At 68.7% G+C, this 18,963-nt stretch carries 18 protein-coding genes; 8 read left to right on the top strand and 10 right to left on the bottom strand.

Annotation, left to right across the window (positions count from 1 at the left end; genetic code table 11):
• The first annotated feature begins 4 nt into the window (after window positions 1-4).
• The 3 genes from ACLQ2R_RS11475 to ACLQ2R_RS11465 all read left to right on the top strand — a co-directional run bounded on the left by ACLQ2R_RS11475 (window position 5) and on the right by ACLQ2R_RS11465 (window position 3,768).
• A complete protein-coding gene (locus ACLQ2R_RS11475; RefSeq protein WP_425959392.1) occupies window positions 5-562 on the top strand; it encodes a cysteine hydrolase in 558 nt (185 codons plus the stop codon).
• 472 nt (window positions 563-1,034) lie between these two features.
• Window positions 1,035-2,273, top strand: a complete 1,239-nt coding sequence (locus ACLQ2R_RS11470; protein WP_425959391.1) for a pentapeptide repeat-containing protein — start codon at window positions 1,035-1,037, stop codon at window positions 2,271-2,273.
• A gap of 1,279 nt (window positions 2,274-3,552) precedes the next feature.
• Window positions 3,553-3,768 (top strand): hypothetical protein, encoded by a 216-nt coding sequence (locus ACLQ2R_RS11465; RefSeq protein ID WP_425959390.1) that lies wholly within the window; start codon window positions 3,553-3,555, stop codon window positions 3,766-3,768.
• A 352-nt stretch (window positions 3,769-4,120) separates the two neighbouring features.
• Here ACLQ2R_RS11465 and ACLQ2R_RS11460 read toward each other — a convergent pair whose 3' ends face one another.
• Window positions 4,121-4,555 (bottom strand): ATP-binding protein, encoded by a 435-nt coding sequence (locus ACLQ2R_RS11460; RefSeq protein ID WP_425959389.1) that lies wholly within the window; start codon window positions 4,553-4,555, stop codon window positions 4,121-4,123.
• 199 nt (window positions 4,556-4,754) lie between these two features.
• On the opposite strand from ACLQ2R_RS11460, the gene ACLQ2R_RS11455 reads away from it, so the two are divergent.
• Window positions 4,755-5,612, top strand: a complete 858-nt coding sequence (locus ACLQ2R_RS11455) for a helix-turn-helix domain-containing protein (protein ID WP_425959387.1) — start codon at window positions 4,755-4,757, stop codon at window positions 5,610-5,612.
• Entirely contained in the window at window positions 5,609-5,845 is a 237-nt protein-coding gene (locus ACLQ2R_RS11450; RefSeq protein ID WP_425959385.1) for a DUF397 domain-containing protein, read from the top strand. Before ACLQ2R_RS11455 ends, ACLQ2R_RS11450 begins: the two co-directional genes overlap by 4 nt.
• 121 nt (window positions 5,846-5,966) lie before the next feature.
• Here ACLQ2R_RS11450 and ACLQ2R_RS11445 read toward each other — a convergent pair whose 3' ends face one another.
• Both ACLQ2R_RS11445 and ACLQ2R_RS11440 read right to left on the bottom strand, forming a co-directional pair.
• The gene (locus ACLQ2R_RS11445) at window positions 5,967-7,409 is read right to left on the bottom strand and encodes a S28 family serine protease (RefSeq protein WP_425959383.1); all 1,443 of its coding nucleotides are present in this window, start codon (window positions 7,407-7,409) and stop codon (window positions 5,967-5,969) included.
• Between the two features lie 282 nt (window positions 7,410-7,691).
• Window positions 7,692-8,438, bottom strand: a complete 747-nt coding sequence (locus ACLQ2R_RS11440; RefSeq protein ID WP_425959382.1) for a DUF72 domain-containing protein — start codon at window positions 8,436-8,438, stop codon at window positions 7,692-7,694.
• Between the two features lie 408 nt (window positions 8,439-8,846).
• Between ACLQ2R_RS11440 and ACLQ2R_RS11435 the strand changes: the two genes are divergently transcribed.
• Window positions 8,847-9,218 (top strand): hypothetical protein, encoded by a 372-nt coding sequence (locus ACLQ2R_RS11435; RefSeq protein WP_425959381.1) that lies wholly within the window; start codon window positions 8,847-8,849, stop codon window positions 9,216-9,218.
• A gap of 163 nt (window positions 9,219-9,381) precedes the next feature.
• Here ACLQ2R_RS11435 and ACLQ2R_RS11430 read toward each other — a convergent pair whose 3' ends face one another.
• The 4 genes from ACLQ2R_RS11430 to ACLQ2R_RS11415 form a co-directional block, all read right to left on the bottom strand.
• The gene (locus tag ACLQ2R_RS11430; protein WP_425959380.1) at window positions 9,382-10,146 is read right to left on the bottom strand and encodes an SDR family oxidoreductase; all 765 of its coding nucleotides are present in this window, start codon (window positions 10,144-10,146) and stop codon (window positions 9,382-9,384) included.
• Window positions 10,147-10,437: 291 nt separating this feature from the next.
• The gene (locus ACLQ2R_RS11425; RefSeq protein ID WP_425959379.1) at window positions 10,438-10,959 is read right to left on the bottom strand and encodes an O-acetyl-ADP-ribose deacetylase; all 522 of its coding nucleotides are present in this window, start codon (window positions 10,957-10,959) and stop codon (window positions 10,438-10,440) included.
• A 298-nt stretch (window positions 10,960-11,257) separates the two neighbouring features.
• A complete protein-coding gene (locus tag ACLQ2R_RS11420) occupies window positions 11,258-12,049 on the bottom strand; it encodes an SAM-dependent methyltransferase (RefSeq protein ID WP_425959378.1) in 792 nt (263 codons plus the stop codon).
• 233 nt (window positions 12,050-12,282) lie between these two features.
• Entirely contained in the window at window positions 12,283-12,855 is a 573-nt protein-coding gene (locus ACLQ2R_RS11415; RefSeq protein ID WP_425959377.1) for a MarR family winged helix-turn-helix transcriptional regulator, read from the bottom strand.
• Window positions 12,856-13,008: 153 nt separating this feature from the next.
• Between ACLQ2R_RS11415 and ACLQ2R_RS11410 the strand changes: the two genes are divergently transcribed.
• Window positions 13,009-13,857, top strand: a complete 849-nt coding sequence (locus tag ACLQ2R_RS11410; protein ID WP_425959376.1) for an SDR family NAD(P)-dependent oxidoreductase — start codon at window positions 13,009-13,011, stop codon at window positions 13,855-13,857.
• A gap of 125 nt (window positions 13,858-13,982) precedes the next feature.
• Here the strand turns inward: ACLQ2R_RS11410 and ACLQ2R_RS11405 are convergent, their stop codons facing one another.
• Genes ACLQ2R_RS11405 through ACLQ2R_RS11395 form a run of 3 tightly spaced genes read right to left on the bottom strand, consistent with a single transcriptional unit; the run spans window position 13,983 to window position 17,980 of the window.
• Entirely contained in the window at window positions 13,983-16,502 is a 2,520-nt protein-coding gene (locus tag ACLQ2R_RS11405; protein ID WP_425959375.1) for a PEP/pyruvate-binding domain-containing protein, read from the bottom strand.
• Window positions 16,499-17,248 carry a TetR/AcrR family transcriptional regulator gene (locus tag ACLQ2R_RS11400; protein WP_425959373.1) on the bottom strand — a complete coding sequence of 250 codons (750 nt, stop codon included), beginning with the start codon at window positions 17,246-17,248 and terminating at the stop codon, window positions 16,499-16,501. Before ACLQ2R_RS11400 ends, ACLQ2R_RS11405 begins: the two co-directional genes overlap by 4 nt.
• Window positions 17,249-17,296: 48 nt before the next feature.
• Window positions 17,297-17,980, bottom strand: a complete 684-nt coding sequence (locus ACLQ2R_RS11395) for an ATP-binding protein (RefSeq protein ID WP_425959674.1) — start codon at window positions 17,978-17,980, stop codon at window positions 17,297-17,299.
• A gap of 308 nt (window positions 17,981-18,288) precedes the next feature.
• Here ACLQ2R_RS11395 and ACLQ2R_RS11390 point away from each other — a divergent pair, with 308 nt between their 5' ends.
• A complete protein-coding gene (locus ACLQ2R_RS11390) occupies window positions 18,289-18,939 on the top strand; it encodes a class I SAM-dependent DNA methyltransferase (protein WP_425959372.1) in 651 nt (216 codons plus the stop codon).
• Window positions 18,940-18,963 lie beyond the last annotated feature (24 nt).

Raw genomic sequence — 18,963 nt, 5'->3', positions numbered from 1 at the left:
ACCCGTGTTCAACAGTTCCGCGGTTCTGGTCGTGGTAGACGTCCAGAACGGATTTGTGCGGGAGCAGTCGGCCCATGTGGTTCCAGTCATCGTGGATGTAGTGAGTCGCTGGCAAGCTGCGGGCGGCGACGTAGTTTTCACTCGGTACTTCAATTACCCGGGAAGCAACTTCGAGCGGCTGTTCAAATGGTCCAAGCTCATGGAATCACCTGAAACGGACATCGTTCCTGAACTTATCCCGTACGCGAACAAGGCAACGGCTGTAGTCGATAAGACTGTGTATAGCTTTTTCAATGAAGAGGGTATAGCTCTTGTACGCAGCCACGGATGGACTGACATCTACATCTGCGGAATTGCAACGGAGAGCTGTGTCCTCAAAACCGCGGTTGACGCGTTTGACCACGGCGACCACCTGACGCCATGGCTCATCGAAGACGCATCGGCAAGCCATGCGGGCCAGGTGGCCCACGACGCCGGAGTTCTAGTGGCATCTCGGTTCATCGGTCCTGATCAAATCATCAAGGCCGCTGATATTCCGTGGGTTGAGCTCGCTGCGACGTAAAGCCGTCAAGTGAGTGAGCTGAGAGACTGCAAAATACAGCCAGAGTGCATCACGTTGACAGGTGGAGGTAAGCCCCTTGCCTCCGGAGACCTCTGTGGTTCTGTGGGGTAGAGAAGCGGGCAGGTCAGAGCCCGCTTCCAGCGGTGCACGGCGCATCGACAAGATTCGAAGATCACCACATTAGAAGTCTCTACGATTTGAGGATATTTCTCCCGTTCATGCCTCCTGAACGCGTCCGAACCGATGGAATAAGGGTATGCAGGGAAAAATAGCCGGTCGTGTGCTGGCAGGGATGATCATTGGGGTAACTGCAGGCTGGGCTCTTCGATCCCGGAGAGCAATCTCCCCACAGTTGGACACTAATTCGCCACCTCCCCAAGGCGAGCCGCTGCCATCCATTGAGACTGAGCCTGCGATGGCACAGACCGGGACTGGGCGAGGCCAATTTGTTTGGCTGCTTATCGCTGCCGCCATGATCGTTTCGACAGCTGGGATAGCGGCGTTTGCCCCTCTTCTGGACTGGGCTCGCTGGATTCTTGCTGGCCTTGCCGCCATAGGGTTTATTGCTCTGTTGCTTGGCCCGGGAGCGCACTGGTTGGCTGGGGAACGACAACCTCTCACTGATCAAGAAAGGCGTGAACTCTCAGCAAACGAGCGAGTTGAGGCGATCAATTCTGCTCGCCATACCCTCCTTCAATCGGCAACCGGCTTGGTCGTGATCGGAGGTGTTGCCTTTACCGCGCAAGGTCTGTGGTACACCGCACAAACTCTCGATACTGCGCGACAGAGTCAACTTACTGCTCAACAAAGCCATATCACGGATCGATATACAAAAACTGTTGAGCAGCTTGGGTCAAGTAATCTCGATGTGCGCCTCGGTGGCATCTATGCCCTGGAGCGTCTTGCTCAAGACTCCATTCGTGATCACCAAACTATTTATGATGTTCTTGTTTCTTTTGTTCGCACGCACGACCTTAAGTCTAAAGCTAAATCTATTTCTAAGCCAACTATAGATGTTCAAGCCGCATTAACGGTTATCGGTCGTCGGAAGATGCATCTAGACATCAGCCGACTTGACTTGACCGGCGTGCGTATTCCTAACGCAGATTTAACTGGAGCGAGGCTGAAAAATGCCAATCTAGCGGGCGCGGATTTGAGTGGTGCGAAATTATCTTACGCGGATCTGAGTTATGCAGATTTGAGTGGCGCAAAATTACCCCGCGTGATCTTGAACCGCGCAAACTTAACCCATGCGAAGCTGTTTTCTGCGGATCTGAGTAATGCAGATCTAACTAGCGTAAATTCTGCTCGCGTAGGACTGAGTGATGCAAATTTAAGCGGAGCAAGTTTAAATCGCGCTTACCTCGGCGAGGCGGGCATGAGCGGTTCAGACCTAACCGGCGCTGATCTAATCGGAGCTAATTTGAACGGTGCTGGCTTAATTGAGGCGAAGTTGACGAACGCAAACCTATCTAGCGCGGACTTAATTCAATCAAACTTGAATAAGGCCGATTTATCTCGTTCGAACTTTGAAGGGGCTAACCTTAGTCACTCGAATCTGACAAAAGCTAATATGGTCGATGCGAATCTCAATAGAACTGATCTAAGGTCTGCGGACCTGAGTGGGGCTACGGCTATTGTGGAGATAAAAGTAAGGGGGATCGCGATGACCAATACAGAGACCCAATTCGGACTATTGTCGAATTTTTGATTCCGTTTCACCCGAGCGTTCAGCGCGGCAAACATCCTGTGGTGAAGTCGAAAAGGAAGCATGGAAAGTTGCAACTTGAGGAGATGATCCCGACTCTCAGCTACGTCTTGACCGACCCGACTGTAGGACTCTGCGTCCATGATCATTCCCAATGTTTTCCCAGGCATGGGCTGATAGGGAGACGGTGAGGAAGTTTCCGCAGGTAGCGAGTACGGCCGATGCTTGTTGTAGACGTGTCTCATAATCCCTGGGTCGCGGGTTCGAGTCCCGCCCGCCCTACCCCTTCGGACCACACGAAAAGCGCCCTTGACCTGCGTGTTCGCAATCGAGGGCGCTTTCGTCGTGTCCGACTGTCCATAGCTGTCTACGATCGTTTGCGGTCTATCGTTCCCACTGCCTTCCCGTAGGCAGGTTGGGCTGAACTTTTCTACTCGGCTTCAGAGGAAATCACCCGTAGCTCTAACTCATGGCTGCGGTGCAGCTTTCAACACCGCAGCTGGTCGATCACCGGCCAAGGGCCTTCGCGCCGCCTTCGAAATATTGTTCCAGTTGTGAGCTGCATCCCTAAGCGCGCCAAGGCATGCCAAGCTGCGCAAAGATCTCCGAATCTGGGATGCCGACTGTGCCACGTGGGTTGAAAGAAGCAACTCAACGAAGGTGCATTTCCCCCCCAAAGCTTCAGGGATGCCCGCAAGACGGTCTTGGTCGCCTTACCTTGGTCTCTGCGAGTCCTGTTCGATACCGCTTCCTCCCGTTGGAGCCTCAGGGAGGATCCGCCGGACGCTCCGGCGGAGAGGGGGTAGGTAGGTATGAATCGGAAGGATCGCGAAGAAGAGGCGCGGTACTGGAGGCTCCAGGCGATCTTGACGTGGATCAAGTTCGCAGTCTGGGTCGTCTGGAGCATCATCAACCCGCGCAACTTCTTCTAGGAGTGGTCGGGCCTCCTATCCGCCAGGCTTCAAACTTGGGCAGGTAGGAGGCCCTTCCACTTGCTCAGCTTACGGATCGTGGTAGATCTGTATACGTTTCACGTGGGTCCTGGAGAAACTTCTCCCTATGGAGGGGGTAAAGCTTCTTTCCGGGGGAGGGATCCTTCTCCCTGAATAGCATGTAATCCCTCCCGAGCCTTGCCTTCTGTCGCCTATGGGGCATATGTCTTATTTATCATCTTTTGGGTTATATGAAACCCATTTATCCTCGGGCAGCCGGACCGCTGGTCACGGCATGATCGCGAGTTGATGGTCCGTCCTCGGAAGTAGAGAAGCTCCCGGTAGACGGGTTGATCACCACAATCAACGCCCGCTACAACCAGGAGCTTCAGGTGCTGTTCTATCGTGCTGCCGTCGATGTGTCGCGTTCGACGCTGAACTACGTCGCCAGCCTCATCCGCCGCCACCGCAAGGTCAGTGGTCTTCCCATGGTTACGGCACCTCTCCGCGCGGGTACTGGCCGACCCGATGTCGAACGCGCAACTCACCCATACGCTGCCGGATGAGAATCATGGCGAGGTGGCCGCGCCTTGAGTTACGAGTGCGGTGATGCGGTAGCCCTTGCGGGGTCTCGTGCGCGGCCCGGCTGCCAGCCCGAAAGCGTCCGTCGAACCCCTGGAAGTTGCAGCGAACGTCGTGCTCATGAGCTCCAGAGCCGACGGCGGGGGCAACCGCCCCCCCGCCGGGGCGGGGGGGGGGGGGGGCGGGGGGGGGGGGGGGGCCGCCCCCCGGACGGCGCCCCCGGGGGACGTCCACGTCATGCACGGGGGAGCACTGGACGTGGACGCGTCAGGGGAAGTGACGAGGCTTTTTCGGCCGGATGCTCGCCGGGTTCGTCCTCGTTCTCGGTGTAAACGATCAGTTTGAGGTTCCCGGGAGGTCGCCATGGCAGGGAGAGGAGACGCGTAGCCGGAACCAGACGCGTTTCCCGCCCAGCAGTGGCTCGAACCTCAGGTCCTCCATGAGCACAGAGAGAAGGAACAGCCCTCGGCCGTTCTCCTCACCCTCGGTCGGTTCCCTCACGACGGGAAGGGTGCTGTCGAAGTCGGTGACCTCGACGGTTATCCCGTCCGCTGTCTCGCGGACCAGGAGCTCGCATGCGCCGAAGGTGTGCTTGTGCACGTTGGTCAGTAATTCGGTCACTCCCAGCTCGGCCAGGGGACTCAGCTCGCTCTTGCTCCAGAGCCGCAGGTAGACCCTGACGACCTCGCGAACGGGGCCCATCACTTCGGGGCACGCCTCGGACAGCACCATGTAGTACTGGCGAGCGGGAGTAGCCGTCATAGCGGTCATGTGACCCCTCCAGGATGGGATGAACGAGCCCGGAAAGTGTCCTTCTGTAATCAGTTGAACACCTTCTGCTGTCATGACTTGATGATGGGGCAGGTCTACCCTGTAGGCAAGCCGTTCTCTTAAGAAAGTCTTTCCTATAAAGGAGGGCGCTTCTCTGAGGCGGCGGCGGCATTACGCTCCACCGAGGAAGGAGGTGGTCATGCCCGTCGAACCCACTCCACGACGGCGGCGCCTGGGGGCGGAACTCAGACGTATCCGCGAAACCCTGGGATGGACCCAGGAGGAGGCGGCGAGCCGCCTCGGCTACCAGTCCCTCTCGACGGTCAGCAAGATCGAGAATGGGTTGCAGGGACTCAGGATCCAGCAGCTTCCGCACTTCTTCGAGGTCTTCGGCATCACCGACACCACTCTGCGAGAAGAACTCCGCGATCTCGTGCGCCGTGCCGGAGAAGCCGACTGGTGGCAACGGTACGAGGGTGTGGTCGACGATCCCCTCGGCGACTACCTCTCCCAGGTGGAGAACGCCCGGGGGCTGTTCGTCTTCAACCCTCTCGCCGTTCACGGGCTGCTCCAGACTCCGGAGTACGCCCGGGCGGTGACCGAGGGCAGCAGGGTCTGGAAGACCCCCGAGGACATCGACCGCTTCGTGGCGTTACGGCTGGAGCATCAGCGCGCCATGGCGGAGCGCCGGCCACCCTTGAAGATATGGGCGGTGCTTCCCGAAGGACTGCTACGTCAGGAGGTCGGAGGGCGGGCCTGTATGCGCGAGCAGATCGAGCACCTGATGCACCTGGCCCGTACCAGCCCCATCGTCACGATCCAGGTTCTTCCGCTTTCCGCCGGAGCGCACGCGGGTATGGACGGCCCTTTCATGATCATGTCTTTTCCGGCAGGGCGCGATATCGTCTGCGTAGAGTCCCTGCGCGCCTCCCTGCACCTGAACGAGCCCGAGACCGTCGAGCTCTACCGGACCACCAGCGACCTGCTGAAGTGCGACGCCCTGTCGCCGAAGGCCTCGCTGCCGTTTCTCGCCACGATCGCGAAGGATCTCTCGTGAACAAGAACACCCTCGACCCCGCCTGGATCGAAGCCCGGCTCCGTGACGCCCGCTGGCGGACCAGCAGCCTCAGCAGCGGCGGCACCAACTGCGTTCAGGTCGCCTTCCTGGACGGCGGCATCGTGGCGCTGCGCGACTCCAAGAACCCGCAGGGGCCGCCGCACCTGTTCACCGACGCCGAGTACGACGCCTTCGTCGGCGGCATCGAGCGCGGCGAGCTCCGGCGGGGCTGAGCGCGCTCGGTCTTTCCCCGGCGACGGCTCGGTTCACGTCGTCGAACGGTTCGTCGTGGACGAGGAACATGCGTCCCGGGTGGCCCGGAATCGGTTCGGGCCACCCGGGACGCGGTGGGAATCAGAGCGGACGGCGGCGAGGGAGCATGTCGTCGTCGGGGAGGGGGGCGGTCCGCGCGGCCGGCGGGGGAACGGCCACCCCGGCCCAGCGTCGCAGGGTCGCCGTCGCCGCCAGGCGGTCGGCCTCGGGCAGCGCGGCGATGTTCGCCCCGTGGTTGGCGCCCGGCGCGACGTACAGGTAGGAGTCGTTCCGGCTGGGGGCGAACCGCTCCGCGCCCCACGGGTCGTTCTCGCCGTAGACGAACATCATCGTGCTGGAGCGCGTGCGCACCCAGAGGTCCACGTCCAGCATCGGCAACGGGTTGTGCGCGGAGCGCAGCTCGGCGGGGAGCGACGAGTTGGCCTGGTACAGGCCGCGGTAGCGGGTCAGGCCGCGCAGGTGCTCGAACTTCAGCTCGGGCCAGCCGAGCTGGTTGGCCGCCTGGTAGTAGTACGGGAAGTAACGCTCCAGGTCCTGGTCGGTGTAGAACGAGAAGGTCGCGACGGAGTCGATCCAGTCGTAGATCTCCTCGTCGGTGGCCGTGGTCGGCGGCACCTCCGGGCAGTCGCCGGTGCCGAGGTACTGCCAGAACGCCCAGACCGTGTCGAGCACCGTCATCTCGAACGAGCGGTCGGCCGTGCCCAGCGTCCGGGTGAAGGTCCAGCCGTTCTGCGCGGCCTCCGCCTCCAGGCGGGGCACCAGCCGGTCGCGGCGCTTGAGCGCCTCCTTCTGCACGTTCTCCAGCGCGCTGCGGCAGGCCGCGTCACCGACGGTCCGGAAGAACCGGTCGTACGCGCCGTCGAGGGGGTTGATCCTGTCGTTCGGCGCGACGTAGGCCACCACGCCGTCCACGTCGCCGGGGTAGAAACGCCGGTGGTAGACCGAGGTCATGCCGCCCTTGCTCGCACCCGTCTGGATCCACTTGCCGGAGTAGATCGTCTTGAGCGCCTGGACGATGCGATGCTCGTCACTGGCCTCCTGCCAGATGTCGAGCTTGCGCCAGTCCGCGGGGTCCGGCCGGGACGGCTCGAAGAAGCGGTGCTCGACCGAGACCTGGTTGCCTTCGAGCAGCCGCGTCGGCTCGGTCCTGGAGGGCCCCGGGTTCGCGGCCAGGCCGTATCCGCCGGTGTAGAGGACCGTCGGCGCGTCCTCGGCGCGGTGCAGCAGGGTGAGCCGCTGCTGGTACGAACCCCGGCTCGGGCGCAGGTGGTCCACCGGCTGGGTGAAGGTGAGCACGAAGAAACGGTGGCCGCTCGGCTGGGTCTCGGAGACCACGGTCAGGCCGGGGATGGCCTGGAGCCTGTCCTTCAGGGTGTCCTCGGCCACCGACGGGACCGCGGAGACGGCGGGCACCGGGGACGGGGCCGTGAGGGAGAGCGCGGCCGCCGGGACGGGCAGGGCGAGGGAGCCCGCGGTGAGCAGCGAGAGCACGAGGGCGGGAAGTGCCCGGGTTCGCACGGTCATTTCTCCTGGGGGGTGGGGGGAGGAGGCCGGGGATCACGTGGCCGTGCGGGGAGGGGTGCCTCCTCCGTACGACCGCCGGGAAACAGGCGCTATGGGATTGTCCCGCCTACATTCGCTGGATTCCGGAAGATGTTCAAGAGGATCGGATCATGCGGGGCCGTCAACACGGGCCGGTCGTGCGGGGCCGCTCGTACGGGGCGTCGTGCGGGACCGCAACACGGAGCCGCAACACGGAGCCGCTCACGTGGGTCAGGTCGTGCGGGTCCGGTCGTGCGGGGCCGGTCACGCCGGGACGGTCGGCCAGCCCTCGGCGGTCGCGAGCCCGGCGAACCGGACGGCGTTGCGCACCGCCGCGCCACCGGGGTCGTTGTTGAAGTACGCGTACACGTCGCACCGCTCGTCCCACGTCTCGCCCAGGCGGCGCAGCCAGGAGCGGAGGGCGTCGTCGCCGTACGAGGGCCAGGGGTTGGCCCGGCCCTCGTGGAAGCGCAGGTAGGCCCAGTCGGCGGTCCGCCACGGCGGCGTCTGCGGGCGGCCGAGCCGGTCGGCCCAGCACAGGGCCGCGCCGTGCGCCGAGAGCGTCTCGCGGACCGGCTCGCTCCACCAGGACTCGTGCCGCGGCTCGACGGCGATCCGCACATGGCTCGGGAAGCAGCCCAGGCACGCGTCGAGCAGCCCGGTGTCGGCGCGCAACGTCGGCGGGAGCTGCAGAAGGATCGGCCCCAGCCCGTCCCCGAGGCCGTCGGCCGCCGCCATCAGGCGCTCGACCGGCTCCCGCGGATCCTTCAGCCGCTTGATGTGGGTGAGGAAGCGGCTCGCCTTGACCGCCATGACGAACCCCGGCGGGGTACGCTCCCGCCAGTCCTCGAAGGTCTCGCGGGCCGGGAGGCGATAGAAGCTGTTGTTGTTCTCGACGGTGCCGAAGTTCTCGGCGTACCGCTCCAGCCAGAGCCGCTGGGGCAGGCCGGGCGGGTAGAGCCCCCCGCGCCAGTCGGCGTACTGCCAGCCGGACGTCCCCACCAGCATCATCGCAGCTCGGCCCCCGTCCCCCGCCGCTCGGCTTCCGCTTCCCGGCGTTCACTGCCGGTGATTCCGGTACGAGTGTCGCCCTGTCGGCGTCCCGTACGAGCCGTACCGGCATTCCCGCACGAGACACACGAACCGCGCGGGCCGCGTACGCGCGTCGTCGTGTCGCTCCTCTTCTTCCCGGCGCGTACGGAGCCATGCCGCTGCCGTCCTTCGTAGCCGGTCCTCCGGTGTGTCATGTCTGGTTATCGGTGGAGTGTCAGTAATTCTCGCTGCTCAATGTGGTGATCTTCATGTCTGGGCCCGGCGTGAGGGGGGCGGTGGCCGCGACCGGCCCCCGGGGCGCCCTCCGGCCCGAGGGCGGCTCCCGCACCCGCTCGGTAACGGCCTCGCCCGGCTACCTTGGGAAAGGTGGAAGAGAACCGGGCCCGGCGGGTCGTCGACGCGTTACGTGATCGTGGCATCAACGCCCAGCTGGCCAGGGGCGGTCTTCACATGGGCGTCCGGGTGCTGCTGCCGGGCGGCCGGGAGGCCGACTGGGACACCGACGGCACGGCCGGCCTTGAGGCGCAGGTGATGCGGAACGGTATGCTGGTCGGCTTCGTGCCGGTGATCGAGGGGTCCGAGGACTACGACGAGGAGCAGGTCGTCGACGCCATCGCGCGGACCGACTACGACCGGCCCATCGCCCGCCAGCGTGCGACGGCGCCGCCCCCGGCCGAGCCGCTGCCCCGGGTGGGCGGGGTCTTCCGCCGGTTCCTCGACGGCTTCCGCTACCGCTGACGCTCTCGCCGCCAGGGACGGCTTCCGGTGAAGGCTCGGGTACCGGTGACGGCTCCGGCGTCGGCGACCGGTACGGCCTCGTTGATCGGTTCCGTCGCCGACGACCGGCTTCGTCGCCGACGACCGGGCCCGCCGCCCCTGACCGGCCGTCCGGCCGTACGGGTCAGGAATCGCCCTCGGCGGAGGGGAAGAGCGGGCCGCGGTGCACCTTGTGCTGGGCCGCCTGGGCGAGCGGTCGTACGATCAGCTGGTCGATGTTGACGTGGGGCGGCAGGCCGACCGTCCAGGCGACGCACTCGGCGACGTCGTCGGCGACGAGCGGCCGGTCCACGCCGGTGTAGATCGCGGCGGCCTTGCCCGCGTCGCCCCGGAAACGGTTGAGGGCGAACTCCTCGGTGTGCACCATGCCCGGGGCGATCTCCACCACCCGGATCGGCTCTCCGGCCAGCTCCAGCCGCAGCGTCTGGACCATGGCCCACTCGGCGTGCTTGGCCGCGCTGTAGGCGCCGCCGCCCTCGTAGTTCACGTGGGCCGCGGTCGAGGTGAGGGTGACGATCGTGGCGGTGCCGGCGGCGCGCAGGAGGGGCAGCAGCGCCTGGGTGACGTGGAGCGTGCCGAGCACGTTGATCTCGAAGTTGCGGGTCCAGTCGGCGGGGTCGCCGGTGGCGACGGACTCGGTGCCGATCGCCCCGCCGGCGTTGTTGACCAGCACGTCGCACCTGTCGAGCTGCGAGACGAGCGCGGCGACGGACTCCCGGTCGGTGACGTCGAGGTGGATCGCGCGCCCGCCGATCTCCTCGGCGAGCTTCCGCAGCCGGTCCATGCGGCGGGCCGCCAGCACCACGTCGTACCCGTCCTTCGCCAGCCGCCTGGCCGTCGCCGCACCGATCCCGCTGCTCGCACCGGTCACAACCACGGTTCCGGACATCGGACGCTCCAATCGGTCGGTGGTTCACGCGTTCACGAGGAGACAGGCTCCGGGCAGCGGCCATAACGTATCAAGCCCCGGAGATCACCGAGCGGCGGCTCCGTTCGAGCGGTGAACACCTGGTCGGAGCCTTGGACGATCAGCGGTCGACGGCGAGCCCGGCCGGGATCGCGCCCATCGGGCGATCCCGGACGTGATCCCGGACGTGATCCCGGACGTGATCCCGGACGCGGAGCGGCTCGGGCGGATCCGGGCAGGCCGGGAATCCGGAGAGCCCGGGAAAGGTCCGGACTATCCGGTCCCCTCGGCACCGAGGGCCCGTTCGAAGGCGGTGTACGCCTCCTCGTTGAACAGGACGAACCGGACGTCGGTCACCTTCGTCTCGGTGGCGCGTACGGTCCCGACCGCGATGCGGGCGGCGTCGCCGACGGGCCAGCCGTAGATCCCGGCGGACACGGCGGGAAAGGCGACGACGGCGGCGCCGAGCTCGTCGGCGACGCGCAGGGACTCGCGGTAGCAGGAGGCGAGCAGGTCCGACCGGTCCTCACCCGGGGAGTACACCGGCCCGACGGTGTGGATGACCCAGCGGGCCGGCAGGTCGCCCGCGGTGGTGGCCACGGCCTGCCCGGTCGGCAGCCCGCCGCCGTAGTGGGAGGCGCGCAGCTCGCGGCACTCCTTCAGGATCGCCGGGCCGCCGCGCCGGTGGATGGCCCCGTCGACCCCGCCGCCGCCCAGGAGGGAGGAGTTGGCGGCGTTGACGACGGCGTCGGCGTCCTGCTCGGTGATGTCCCCGCGGACCAGTGTGACTCTCATGAGGTAGGGCCTTCCCCGAACCTCCTGCCTCTCACCCGCGCCGTCCGCGTGCCCCGCGTCCGCGGCGATCCGGCTACGTCGCCCGCGCGCCGTCGTGCTCGTGATGATCCGGTTACGCCGTCCGAGGCCGTCGTGTTCACCGTGATCCGCCCGTGCCGCCCGTGCCGCCCGTGCCGCCCTTGTGCCGTCGCGTTCGCGGTGATCCGGTTACGCCGTCCGAGGTCGTCGTGTTCGCGGTGATCCGGCCGCGGCGGACGGGAGCCCGGGAAGTCCGGGTACCGACCGCCGCGGCCGGTGTTCACGACGCGGCCGCTCCGGCCGCTCCGGGTTCTTCGGCCCGGCGCGCGACCAGCATCAACCGGCCGGAACCGATCTCGAAGGGCGTGTCGTCCGGCCCGCCGAACCGCGCCACATCGGTGAACCCGCCCTCGGTGAGCAGGTGGCCCAGGTGTGCGCTGGTGTACACGTGGTGCAGCGCGGTGGCCTCGAACACCTCCGTGCCCCGGCTGAAGCGGTATTCGCTGAGCACGATGCTGCGGGTCGCGTCGTAACGGGTCGTGCCCGTCATGACGATGTCGCCCGTCTCCATGCTGCGTGGCTCGCTCCGGTACCCCGGCAGGACGGACTCGGCGGTGGCGCTGAAGTCCACCACCAGGCCGCCGCCCGGCCGTACCGCCGCGGCCAGCGCGGCGACGAACGCGCGGGTGCCCGCCAGGTCCAGGTAGCCGAAGCTGTTGCCCATGCAGACGGCGGCGTCGAACGAGCCGTCACGCGGGACGTCCCGCATGTCGGCGACGTCGAGCCGGACGTCGAGCCCGGCCTCGGCCGCGGCCCGCCGGGCGTACCCGATGGCCTCGGCCGAGATGTCCACGCCGGTCAGGTGATGGCCGCGCGCGGCGAGCGCCAGGGTGTGCCGCCCGCTGCCGCAGGGGGAGTCCAGGACGCGGGAGGCGGGCCTCAGGCCGAGGTGGCGTTCGATGAAGTCGGCCTCGGCCTCGGTGGCCTCCGGCGGCACGGCGCGCCGCCAGAACTCGTTGGGAAGTTCGGTGAAGAAGTCCGCGTACCACGCGGACGAGCTGTCGTGTGACAACGTAAGGCTCCTACGGTGTGTGCGTCGAAACGATCGCGACATCACCGGGCACCACAGGGGGGCCGACCGCCGTTCAGGCGTCGGCCACGATCGTCACCGGGCCGCGGCGGCCGGTGCGACGTGGTGGCCCGGTATCGAATCCCGGGCTGCCATGGCTTCCTCCATGCTCGTCACCGGACCTCGTCCGGCGGGATGCCCCACGGTAACAAACGCGGGTGCTCCCGCGCCTCCGATTATTCGGACCGCGCGGAAGGGCGTCCGTGCCCGGTTCCGTTCCCGGCCTCGTGCCCGGTTCCGTTCCCGGCCTCGTGCCGGGCTTCCTGCCCGGTTCCGTGCCCGGCCCCGTGCCCCGTTTCGCGTACGGCTGCGGGGCCCGTTCCCTGTCCCACGTTGCGTTCCATCGTGGCGAGCACCCGCTCGAAGGCGGCGGTGTCGTCCCCGTCCAGATCCGCGCGGAGCCGCCGGTCGAAGGAGACGGCCGCCTCCCGCAGCCGGTGGAACAGCGCCTCTCCCTCGTCGGTGAACTCCACCACGTGGGCGCGCCGGTTGGCCGGGTCGCGCCTCCGGGTGAGCAGGCCCGCGCTCTCCATCGCGTTGAGGTGATGGGTCAGCGTGGCGCCCTGGATGCCGACCGCCTCGGCGAGCTCGCGCTGGTTGCCCAGCCGGCGGGTCTTGAGGGAGATGAGGATCAGCCACGTCGGCAGAGATCCGCCCGCCTCGGCCAGTGCCTCGTCGAAGGCGCGGCCGACGGTCTTGGAGACCCCCGTCAGGCGGAGGCCGATCGGCGGCGTGAAGGGAGGCGGCATGCCCTCAGGATAACGGCATCGTCTAACTGTTTGACATCTAATGATTAGAGATCTAATTTTCAGTCGGGAGGCGGCCGGAACCGACGGTCCACCTCGGCCCGACAGCTCGATCGAAAGGGAGAAACCGATGACCCCCCGCATGGGAAGCACGCCATGACCACCCCCGCCCCCACGACCGGCGACCGCCCGTTGCGGGACAGGGTCGCGCTCGTCGCCGGTGCCAGTCGCGGCATCGGCGCCGTCACCGCGACCGCCTTCGCCCGCGCGGGTGCCGCCGTCGTGCTGGGAGCCCGCGACCGGGAGGCGACGGAGTCCGTGGCCGCGTCCATCCGCGCCGAGGGGGGCCGGGCGGTGGCGGTGCCCACCGACGTGGGCGACGCCGCCTCGTCCGAGCGGCTGGTCCGGCGCGCGCTGGAGGAGTTCGGCCGTCTGGACGCGGCCTTCAACAACGCCACCGACGGGCCGCTGCCCGCGCCGCTGGCCGACATCGATCCCGACGACTTCGACCGGGGCATCCGCGTCAACGTCCGCGGCACCTTCCTCGGCATGAAGTACCAGATCCCGGCGATCCTCGCCTCGGGCGGCGGCGCGATCGTCAACATGGCCTCCGTCGCCGGACTCCAGGGCGTCGCCAATCTCGCGGCGTACGTGGCCGGCAAGGCGGGGATCATCGGCCTGACGAAGGTCGCGGCCCTCGACTACGCCGACCAGGGCCTCCGGGTCAACGTCGTCGCCCCCGGGCCGATCCTCACCCACCACCTGCGGGCGGCCGGCGAGGAGGTCCAGCGGATGGCCGGCATGGCCACCCCGATGCGCCGCGTCGGCCAGGCCGAGGAGGTCGCCGACGCCGTCGTATGGCTCTGCTCCGGCAACGCCTCCTTCGTCAACGGCGCGGTCCTGCCCATCGACGGCGGGCAGTACGCGGGCAACAAGCCCCCGCAGATGTACCGCCAAGGGTCACCGGTGCGACCGCAGGACTCGCCGCGGGAGACCTCGGCCTGAACGCGGCGACCGGGCCGTCGGCACGGCGGCGGGGCTCTCGTCGAGAGAGGCCGGGTCGTCGGTGACGCCCCCGGTCTCCTGGACGACGCGGTCGGCGGTGTCCGGCGGGCCGGTCCGGCGAAGTGTCACCGGGGCGCCAGCACCTCGACCGTGCCGCGTTCGCCGTCGACCCTGATCCGGTCGCCGTCGCGCAGGCGCGCGGTCGCGTTCCCGGTGCCGACCACCGCCGGGATGCCCAGCTCGCGGGCGACGATCGAGGCGTGCGACAGCGGGGCGCCCATGTCGGTCACCACGGCGGCGGCGCGGGGGAACATCGGCGTCCAGCCGATGTTCGTCAGCGTCGTCACCAGGATCTCGCCGGGCGCGAGCCGGTGGCCGTCCTCGGGCCCGTCGAGGAGGCGGGCCACGCCCTCGACGACGCCGGGGGAGCCGGGGAAGCCGGTCACCGTATCGCTCACCGGGGTGAGGGTCCCCCGGGCGTCGAACAGGTCGCGACGCCGGTCGGGGTCGGCGGCCCAGCGGACCGGGTCGAACCGGCCGACGATGACCGTGGGGTAGGCGGGCAGCGCCGCGTACCGCTCGTAGGTCGCCCGGCGCACGCCGACCCTCGCCAGGGGGGCGTCGTCGCCGCGCAGCACGGCGAGGATCTCCTGGATCGACAGGAGGAACAGGTCCTCGCCGTGGCCGGTGAGCTCGCCGGCGCGCAGCACGAAGGCGCGCAGCGCCCAGAAGGCGCGGATCACCTCCGAGCGGGACGTCTCCCGGTCGCGGACGATCGCGTTCCACCGCGCCAGGCGCTCGCGGGTCCCGGCGACCTTGCGGGGATGGCGCTCCGCGAAGCGCCTCCAGGCGGCGTCGCGCGCCTCGCGCCGGCGTTCGAACAGCACGGCGGTACGCCCGCCGTCGGCGGAGAGGGCCGCGAGCTGCGCGTCGATCCAGTCCGGGTCCTCCCCGGGCCGGGGGAGGGAGACCTCGAACTCGTGCGCGCCACGGTGCCCGTACAGGCGGGCGAAGGTGTCCCGGTCGATCTCCCGGGCGGCGAGCCGTTCCAGGCCGACGATCGTGCCGAGGCTGGCCAGCTCCCCGTCGTCGCCCGACCCGGTGAGCATGGCCTCGGCGTCCCGTTCCCCGGCCAGCCGGTACAGCCTCTGCCGGGTCATGACCAGCGCGGTGCCGCCCTGCCGCCCGGCGGTCTCCAGCATCCGGCAGGCCTCGACGAAGTACGGCAGCAGCTCCGCCTCCCAGAGCGCGGCCAGCTCACCGGTGGTCGCGGCGGTGGACGCCCGCTCGCGCAGCGTCTCGCAGCGCCCCCGCGCCGTGGCCAGGAACCCCGAGAGAGCGCGGGTGCCGGCCGCGACCCGCCGGCGTATCGTGACGGCGAGCGGCAGCACGGCCCGGATGATCCGCAGGCGCGGGACGGGCAGCGACGGCACCTCCAGGCCGGACGGCAGCCTGCCGAAGACCTGCTCGATCGCGCCGAGCCTGCGGCCCATGCCCACCGCGCGGGCCACCGAGAACGCGACGCTCAGGTTCATGTAGAACCGGCCGCCGATGTTGCCCACCACCGCGAAGCCCGGCAGCCGGGACGAGGACATGGCCTCCCCGATGAAGATCTGCACCAGCGACCACGTGCACGGCGTCATCACGTCGGGAATGGCCTCGCCGAGGTTGGCGGAGGTCCACAGGTAGTCGCCGGTCAGGCTGTCGTTCCACTCCTCGACCTGCCGGCCGAGCCGGGTGATCGGGCGGGCCTGCAGGACGAGGAACGCTCCCTCTCGCCTGGCCCACTCCACGTCCATGGCCGTCCCGTAGAGCTCCTCGATCCGCGCGGCGATCTCCGTCAGGCGCGCGATCTGGGGCCGGTCGAGCACGGGGCGGCGGCGCAGCTCCCCGGGGACCGGCTCCTCGCGGGTGCCGCCGGGCGTGCGGACCGTCATGACGGTCTTGTCGCCGATCCGCTCCTCGACGACCTCGCCCCCGGGCAGGGCCGCGACGACCGCGTCGGGCGTGACCTGCCCGCCCACGACGGCCTCGCCCAGCCCCCAGGAGGCGTTGATCACCACCCGGTCGCGGGCTCCCGTCATCGGGTCCGCGGTGAACAGGATTCCCGACGCGTCGGCGTCCACGAGCTCCTGGACGACCACGGCCAGGGCGACGTCGTCGTGCGGGACGCCGTTCGAGACCCGGTAGGCGATGGCGCGGGCGGTCCAGAGCGAGGCCCAGCAGCGCCTGACCGCGTCCGGCAGGGCGTCGCCGCGGATGTTGAGGTAGGAGTCCTGCTGCCCGGCGAACGACATGTCGGGCAGGTCCTCGGCGGTGGCCGACGACCGTACGGCGACCGGCACGTCGTCGCCGAGCGCGGCGTGGGCCGCGCGGATCCCGGCGACGAGCCCGGCGGGCATCTCCCGCGCGGCGAACAGCTCCGCGATCCGCCGCGACGCCTCCTGGGGGGACGCGCCGGAGACGGCCTCCATGATCTGCTCGTTCAGGCCGTCGCGCGCGACGAAGTCGCGGTAGGCCTCGGTGGTGACGTGGAACCCGCCGGGAACCGGCAGGCCCGCGCGGGCCATCCGCGCCAGCGACGCGCCCTTGCCGCCCGTCAGGGCGAGGTCGGCCGTCTCGTCGTCCAGGGGGAGGATCCTCACAGCGTGCTCTCCTCGGTTCCGAGGGAGACGCGCAGTTTCCGCTGCGCGGCCTCCACGGCGGCGTCGACGTAGTCCAGGGTGGCCCGCGCCGCCGCGCGGGCGGCGGCGGCCGGGACCGGGCCGGTGGGTTCCAGCGCCCGGCCGCCGGCGTCGGCGAGCAGCTCGGCCAGCCGCTCGTCGGGCGGCCGGTACTCGGCGGGCATCATCTGCGCGACGATCAGGAATCCGTACAGCACGGAGACGAGCGTGGTGACCTGCTCGGAGGGGGAGAGGTCGTCGCGCAGCGCGCCGTGCTCGCGCAGCGTGCCGAGGTAGGTCTGGAAGTCGCCGCCCAGCTCGGCGGCGGCCGTGCTCTCCCGTTTGCGACGGGTGAGCGCGCCGAGCACCTCCGAGTCGCCCAGGAGGCTCGCCCGCGTCATCGGCCTGCCCAGCAGCTCGGTGGCGAGCAGCGCGAGCAGGTCGCGCAGCGTGCCGGGGCCGTCCGTGATCCGCCGCCGCACCTCGGTGATCATCTCGACCCGCTCGCGGCGCAGCAGCGCGGCGAACAGCTCCTCGCGCGTCCTCCAGTGCAGGTAGATCGTGCCCTTGGCGACGCCGGCCCGCCGGGCGATGTCCTCGACGGTGGTCTTGTCGTACCCCCAGCGCAGGACGAGGTCGGCGGTGGCGTCCAGGATGCGGTGCGCCCGCGCGAGGCGGTGCGAGGCGTCCTGCGGGGGGCGCCCTGCTCTTCTGTTCTCCGGGCTCACGATCCCCGCCGTTCTCAGATGTTTGACCGGATGCTCTTATCCGGTCATTCAATTGATACCACGGGACGGCACGCCGGGGGGAGAGGGGGTCTCAAGGACGAGAGGCGGTGTGCTGGGGGAGGGGGCGCAGCGGGGGCGTCTCAGAGGTGGGACGGTGCGGGGGTCTGGGAGGGAGGGGCGATACGCCGGGGTGAGGGGGTGTCTCGGGGGTGAGGGCGGTGCACCGGGGCGTCTCAGGGGTGGTGCGCCGGTAGGTCGAACCAGACGCCGGTCCCGAGCAGGCCGGTGCCGCACAGCCGGGTCCAGCGCGCCCCGCACCGGCCCGCGGTGAACTCGCCGACGATCCGGAGGCCCCGCCCGCCGAGCTCCAGCCCCTCGACCTCCCGCGGGGCGGAGAACGGGAGGCGCAGGAGACGCTCGATCAGCGGCGCCCCCACCGGCGTCGACCACCTCGACCCTGACCGGCAGACCGCGATCGCGGTCGTACAGGACGCGCAGCTCGTACGGGCCGGGGGCGTGGCCGGCGGCGTTGGCGGCGAGCTCGGTGACCACGACCTCCAGGTCGGCGACCTCGTGCGCGGCGAAGGGCGGCCCGGGCAGCAGGTCGCGGAGCAGCCGGCGGGCCCGGCGGGCGGCGTCGCCCGGGGGCAGGCACCAGACGGTCGTCCGGAAGCGGCCACCGGCCCCGATGCACACGCCGGTGTCCGGGGCTGGAGCGTACTCGGCGAACATCGTGGCTCCCATCGCGTAGGGCGCCGGGTCCGCGATCCTCAAGGGCCGCCAGGTGATGGCGTACGAGGTGCTGGCGCGCATCGCCGACGGCCTGGGCACCCCGCGCGGCTACCGAAATGCGGGGTACATCACCGCCTCCATAAGACCAGGGGCACACCAGAGTCTCCACGAAACCCGGCGCGGTTCAACCCGGGTGTCCGGGCACAGTGGGAGCACCGGATGCGCAGCTTCAAGGCCCGCGACCGGACGGTCAGGTGGCAGCCGTACCGGTGACCCTGCCCGCTCCGCGCCCCCTACGATGGCCGCCCATGACCGAACCGGACTTCCTCACCGCCACTCGCGCCGGCTACGACGACGCCGCCGTTCCCTACGCCGAGCTCATCGCCGCGCGGTTCTTCGACAACCCGCTCGACCACGCGATGATCTCCGTCTTCGCCGGGATGGTCCGGGCCGCGGGCGACGGCCCGGTGGCGGACGTGGGGTGCGGTCCCGGTCACGTCACCGCGTACCTGCGCTCGCTGGACGTCACCGCCTTCGGCGTCGACCTGTCGCCGGAGATGGTCGCGCTCGCCCGCGCGGCCCATCCGGAGCTCCGGTTCGAGGTGGGACGGATGGAGGCCCTGGAGGTGGAGGACGCCTCCCTCTCCGGGATCCTCGCCAACTACTCGATCATCCACACCCCGCCGGAGCTGCTCCCGGACACGTTCGCCGAGTTCGGCCGCGCGCTCGCCCCCGGGGGCCTGCTGCTGTGCGCCTTCCAGGGGTACGACCACCCCGCCGAGACGGCGGAGGCGTTCGACCACAGGGTGTGCCTCGCCTACCGGTACTCGCCCGACCGGGTGGCCGCCCTGCTGTCCGGGGCCGGGTTCACCGAGGTCGCCCGGCTGGTCGTCGCTCCCGGCGAGGACCCGGTGCGGGGCTTCCCGCAGGCGCACCTCCTCACCCGGCGCGGAGACTGATCCTGCCCTTCACGCTCCTCGCAC

Source organism: Streptosporangium sp. DT93 (assembly GCF_049844535.1).
GTDB lineage: Bacteria > Actinomycetota > Actinomycetes > Streptosporangiales > Streptosporangiaceae > Streptosporangium.
This window is presented reverse-complemented; position numbering and strand designations above follow the sequence as displayed.

What these genes read in the sequence shown, in the direction of transcription:
- ACLQ2R_RS11470 (WP_425959391.1), top strand. Translation starts at nt 1,035, where the DNA reads ATGATCGTTTCGACAGCTGGGATAGCGGCGTTTGCCCCTCTTCTGGAC.
- ACLQ2R_RS11460 (WP_425959389.1), bottom strand. Translation starts at nt 4,555, where the DNA reads ATGACCGCTATGACGGCTACTCCCGCTCGCCAGTACTACATGGTGCTG.
- ACLQ2R_RS11455 (WP_425959387.1), top strand. Translation starts at nt 4,755, where the DNA reads ATGCCCGTCGAACCCACTCCACGACGGCGGCGCCTGGGGGCGGAACTC.
- ACLQ2R_RS11445 (WP_425959383.1), bottom strand. Translation starts at nt 7,409, where the DNA reads ATGACCGTGCGAACCCGGGCACTTCCCGCCCTCGTGCTCTCGCTGCTC.
- ACLQ2R_RS11440 (WP_425959382.1), bottom strand. Translation starts at nt 8,438, where the DNA reads ATGATGCTGGTGGGGACGTCCGGCTGGCAGTACGCCGACTGGCGCGGG.
- ACLQ2R_RS11430 (WP_425959380.1), bottom strand. Translation starts at nt 10,146, where the DNA reads ATGTCCGGAACCGTGGTTGTGACCGGTGCGAGCAGCGGGATCGGTGCG.
- ACLQ2R_RS11425 (WP_425959379.1), bottom strand. Translation starts at nt 10,959, where the DNA reads ATGAGAGTCACACTGGTCCGCGGGGACATCACCGAGCAGGACGCCGAC.
- ACLQ2R_RS11415 (WP_425959377.1), bottom strand. Translation starts at nt 12,855, where the DNA reads ATGCCGCCTCCCTTCACGCCGCCGATCGGCCTCCGCCTGACGGGGGTC.
- ACLQ2R_RS11410 (WP_425959376.1), top strand. Translation starts at nt 13,009, where the DNA reads ATGACCACCCCCGCCCCCACGACCGGCGACCGCCCGTTGCGGGACAGG.
- ACLQ2R_RS11395 (WP_425959674.1), bottom strand. Translation starts at nt 17,980, where the DNA reads ATGTTCGCCGAGTACGCTCCAGCCCCGGACACCGGCGTGTGCATCGGG.
- ACLQ2R_RS11390 (WP_425959372.1), top strand. Translation starts at nt 18,289, where the DNA reads ATGACCGAACCGGACTTCCTCACCGCCACTCGCGCCGGCTACGACGAC.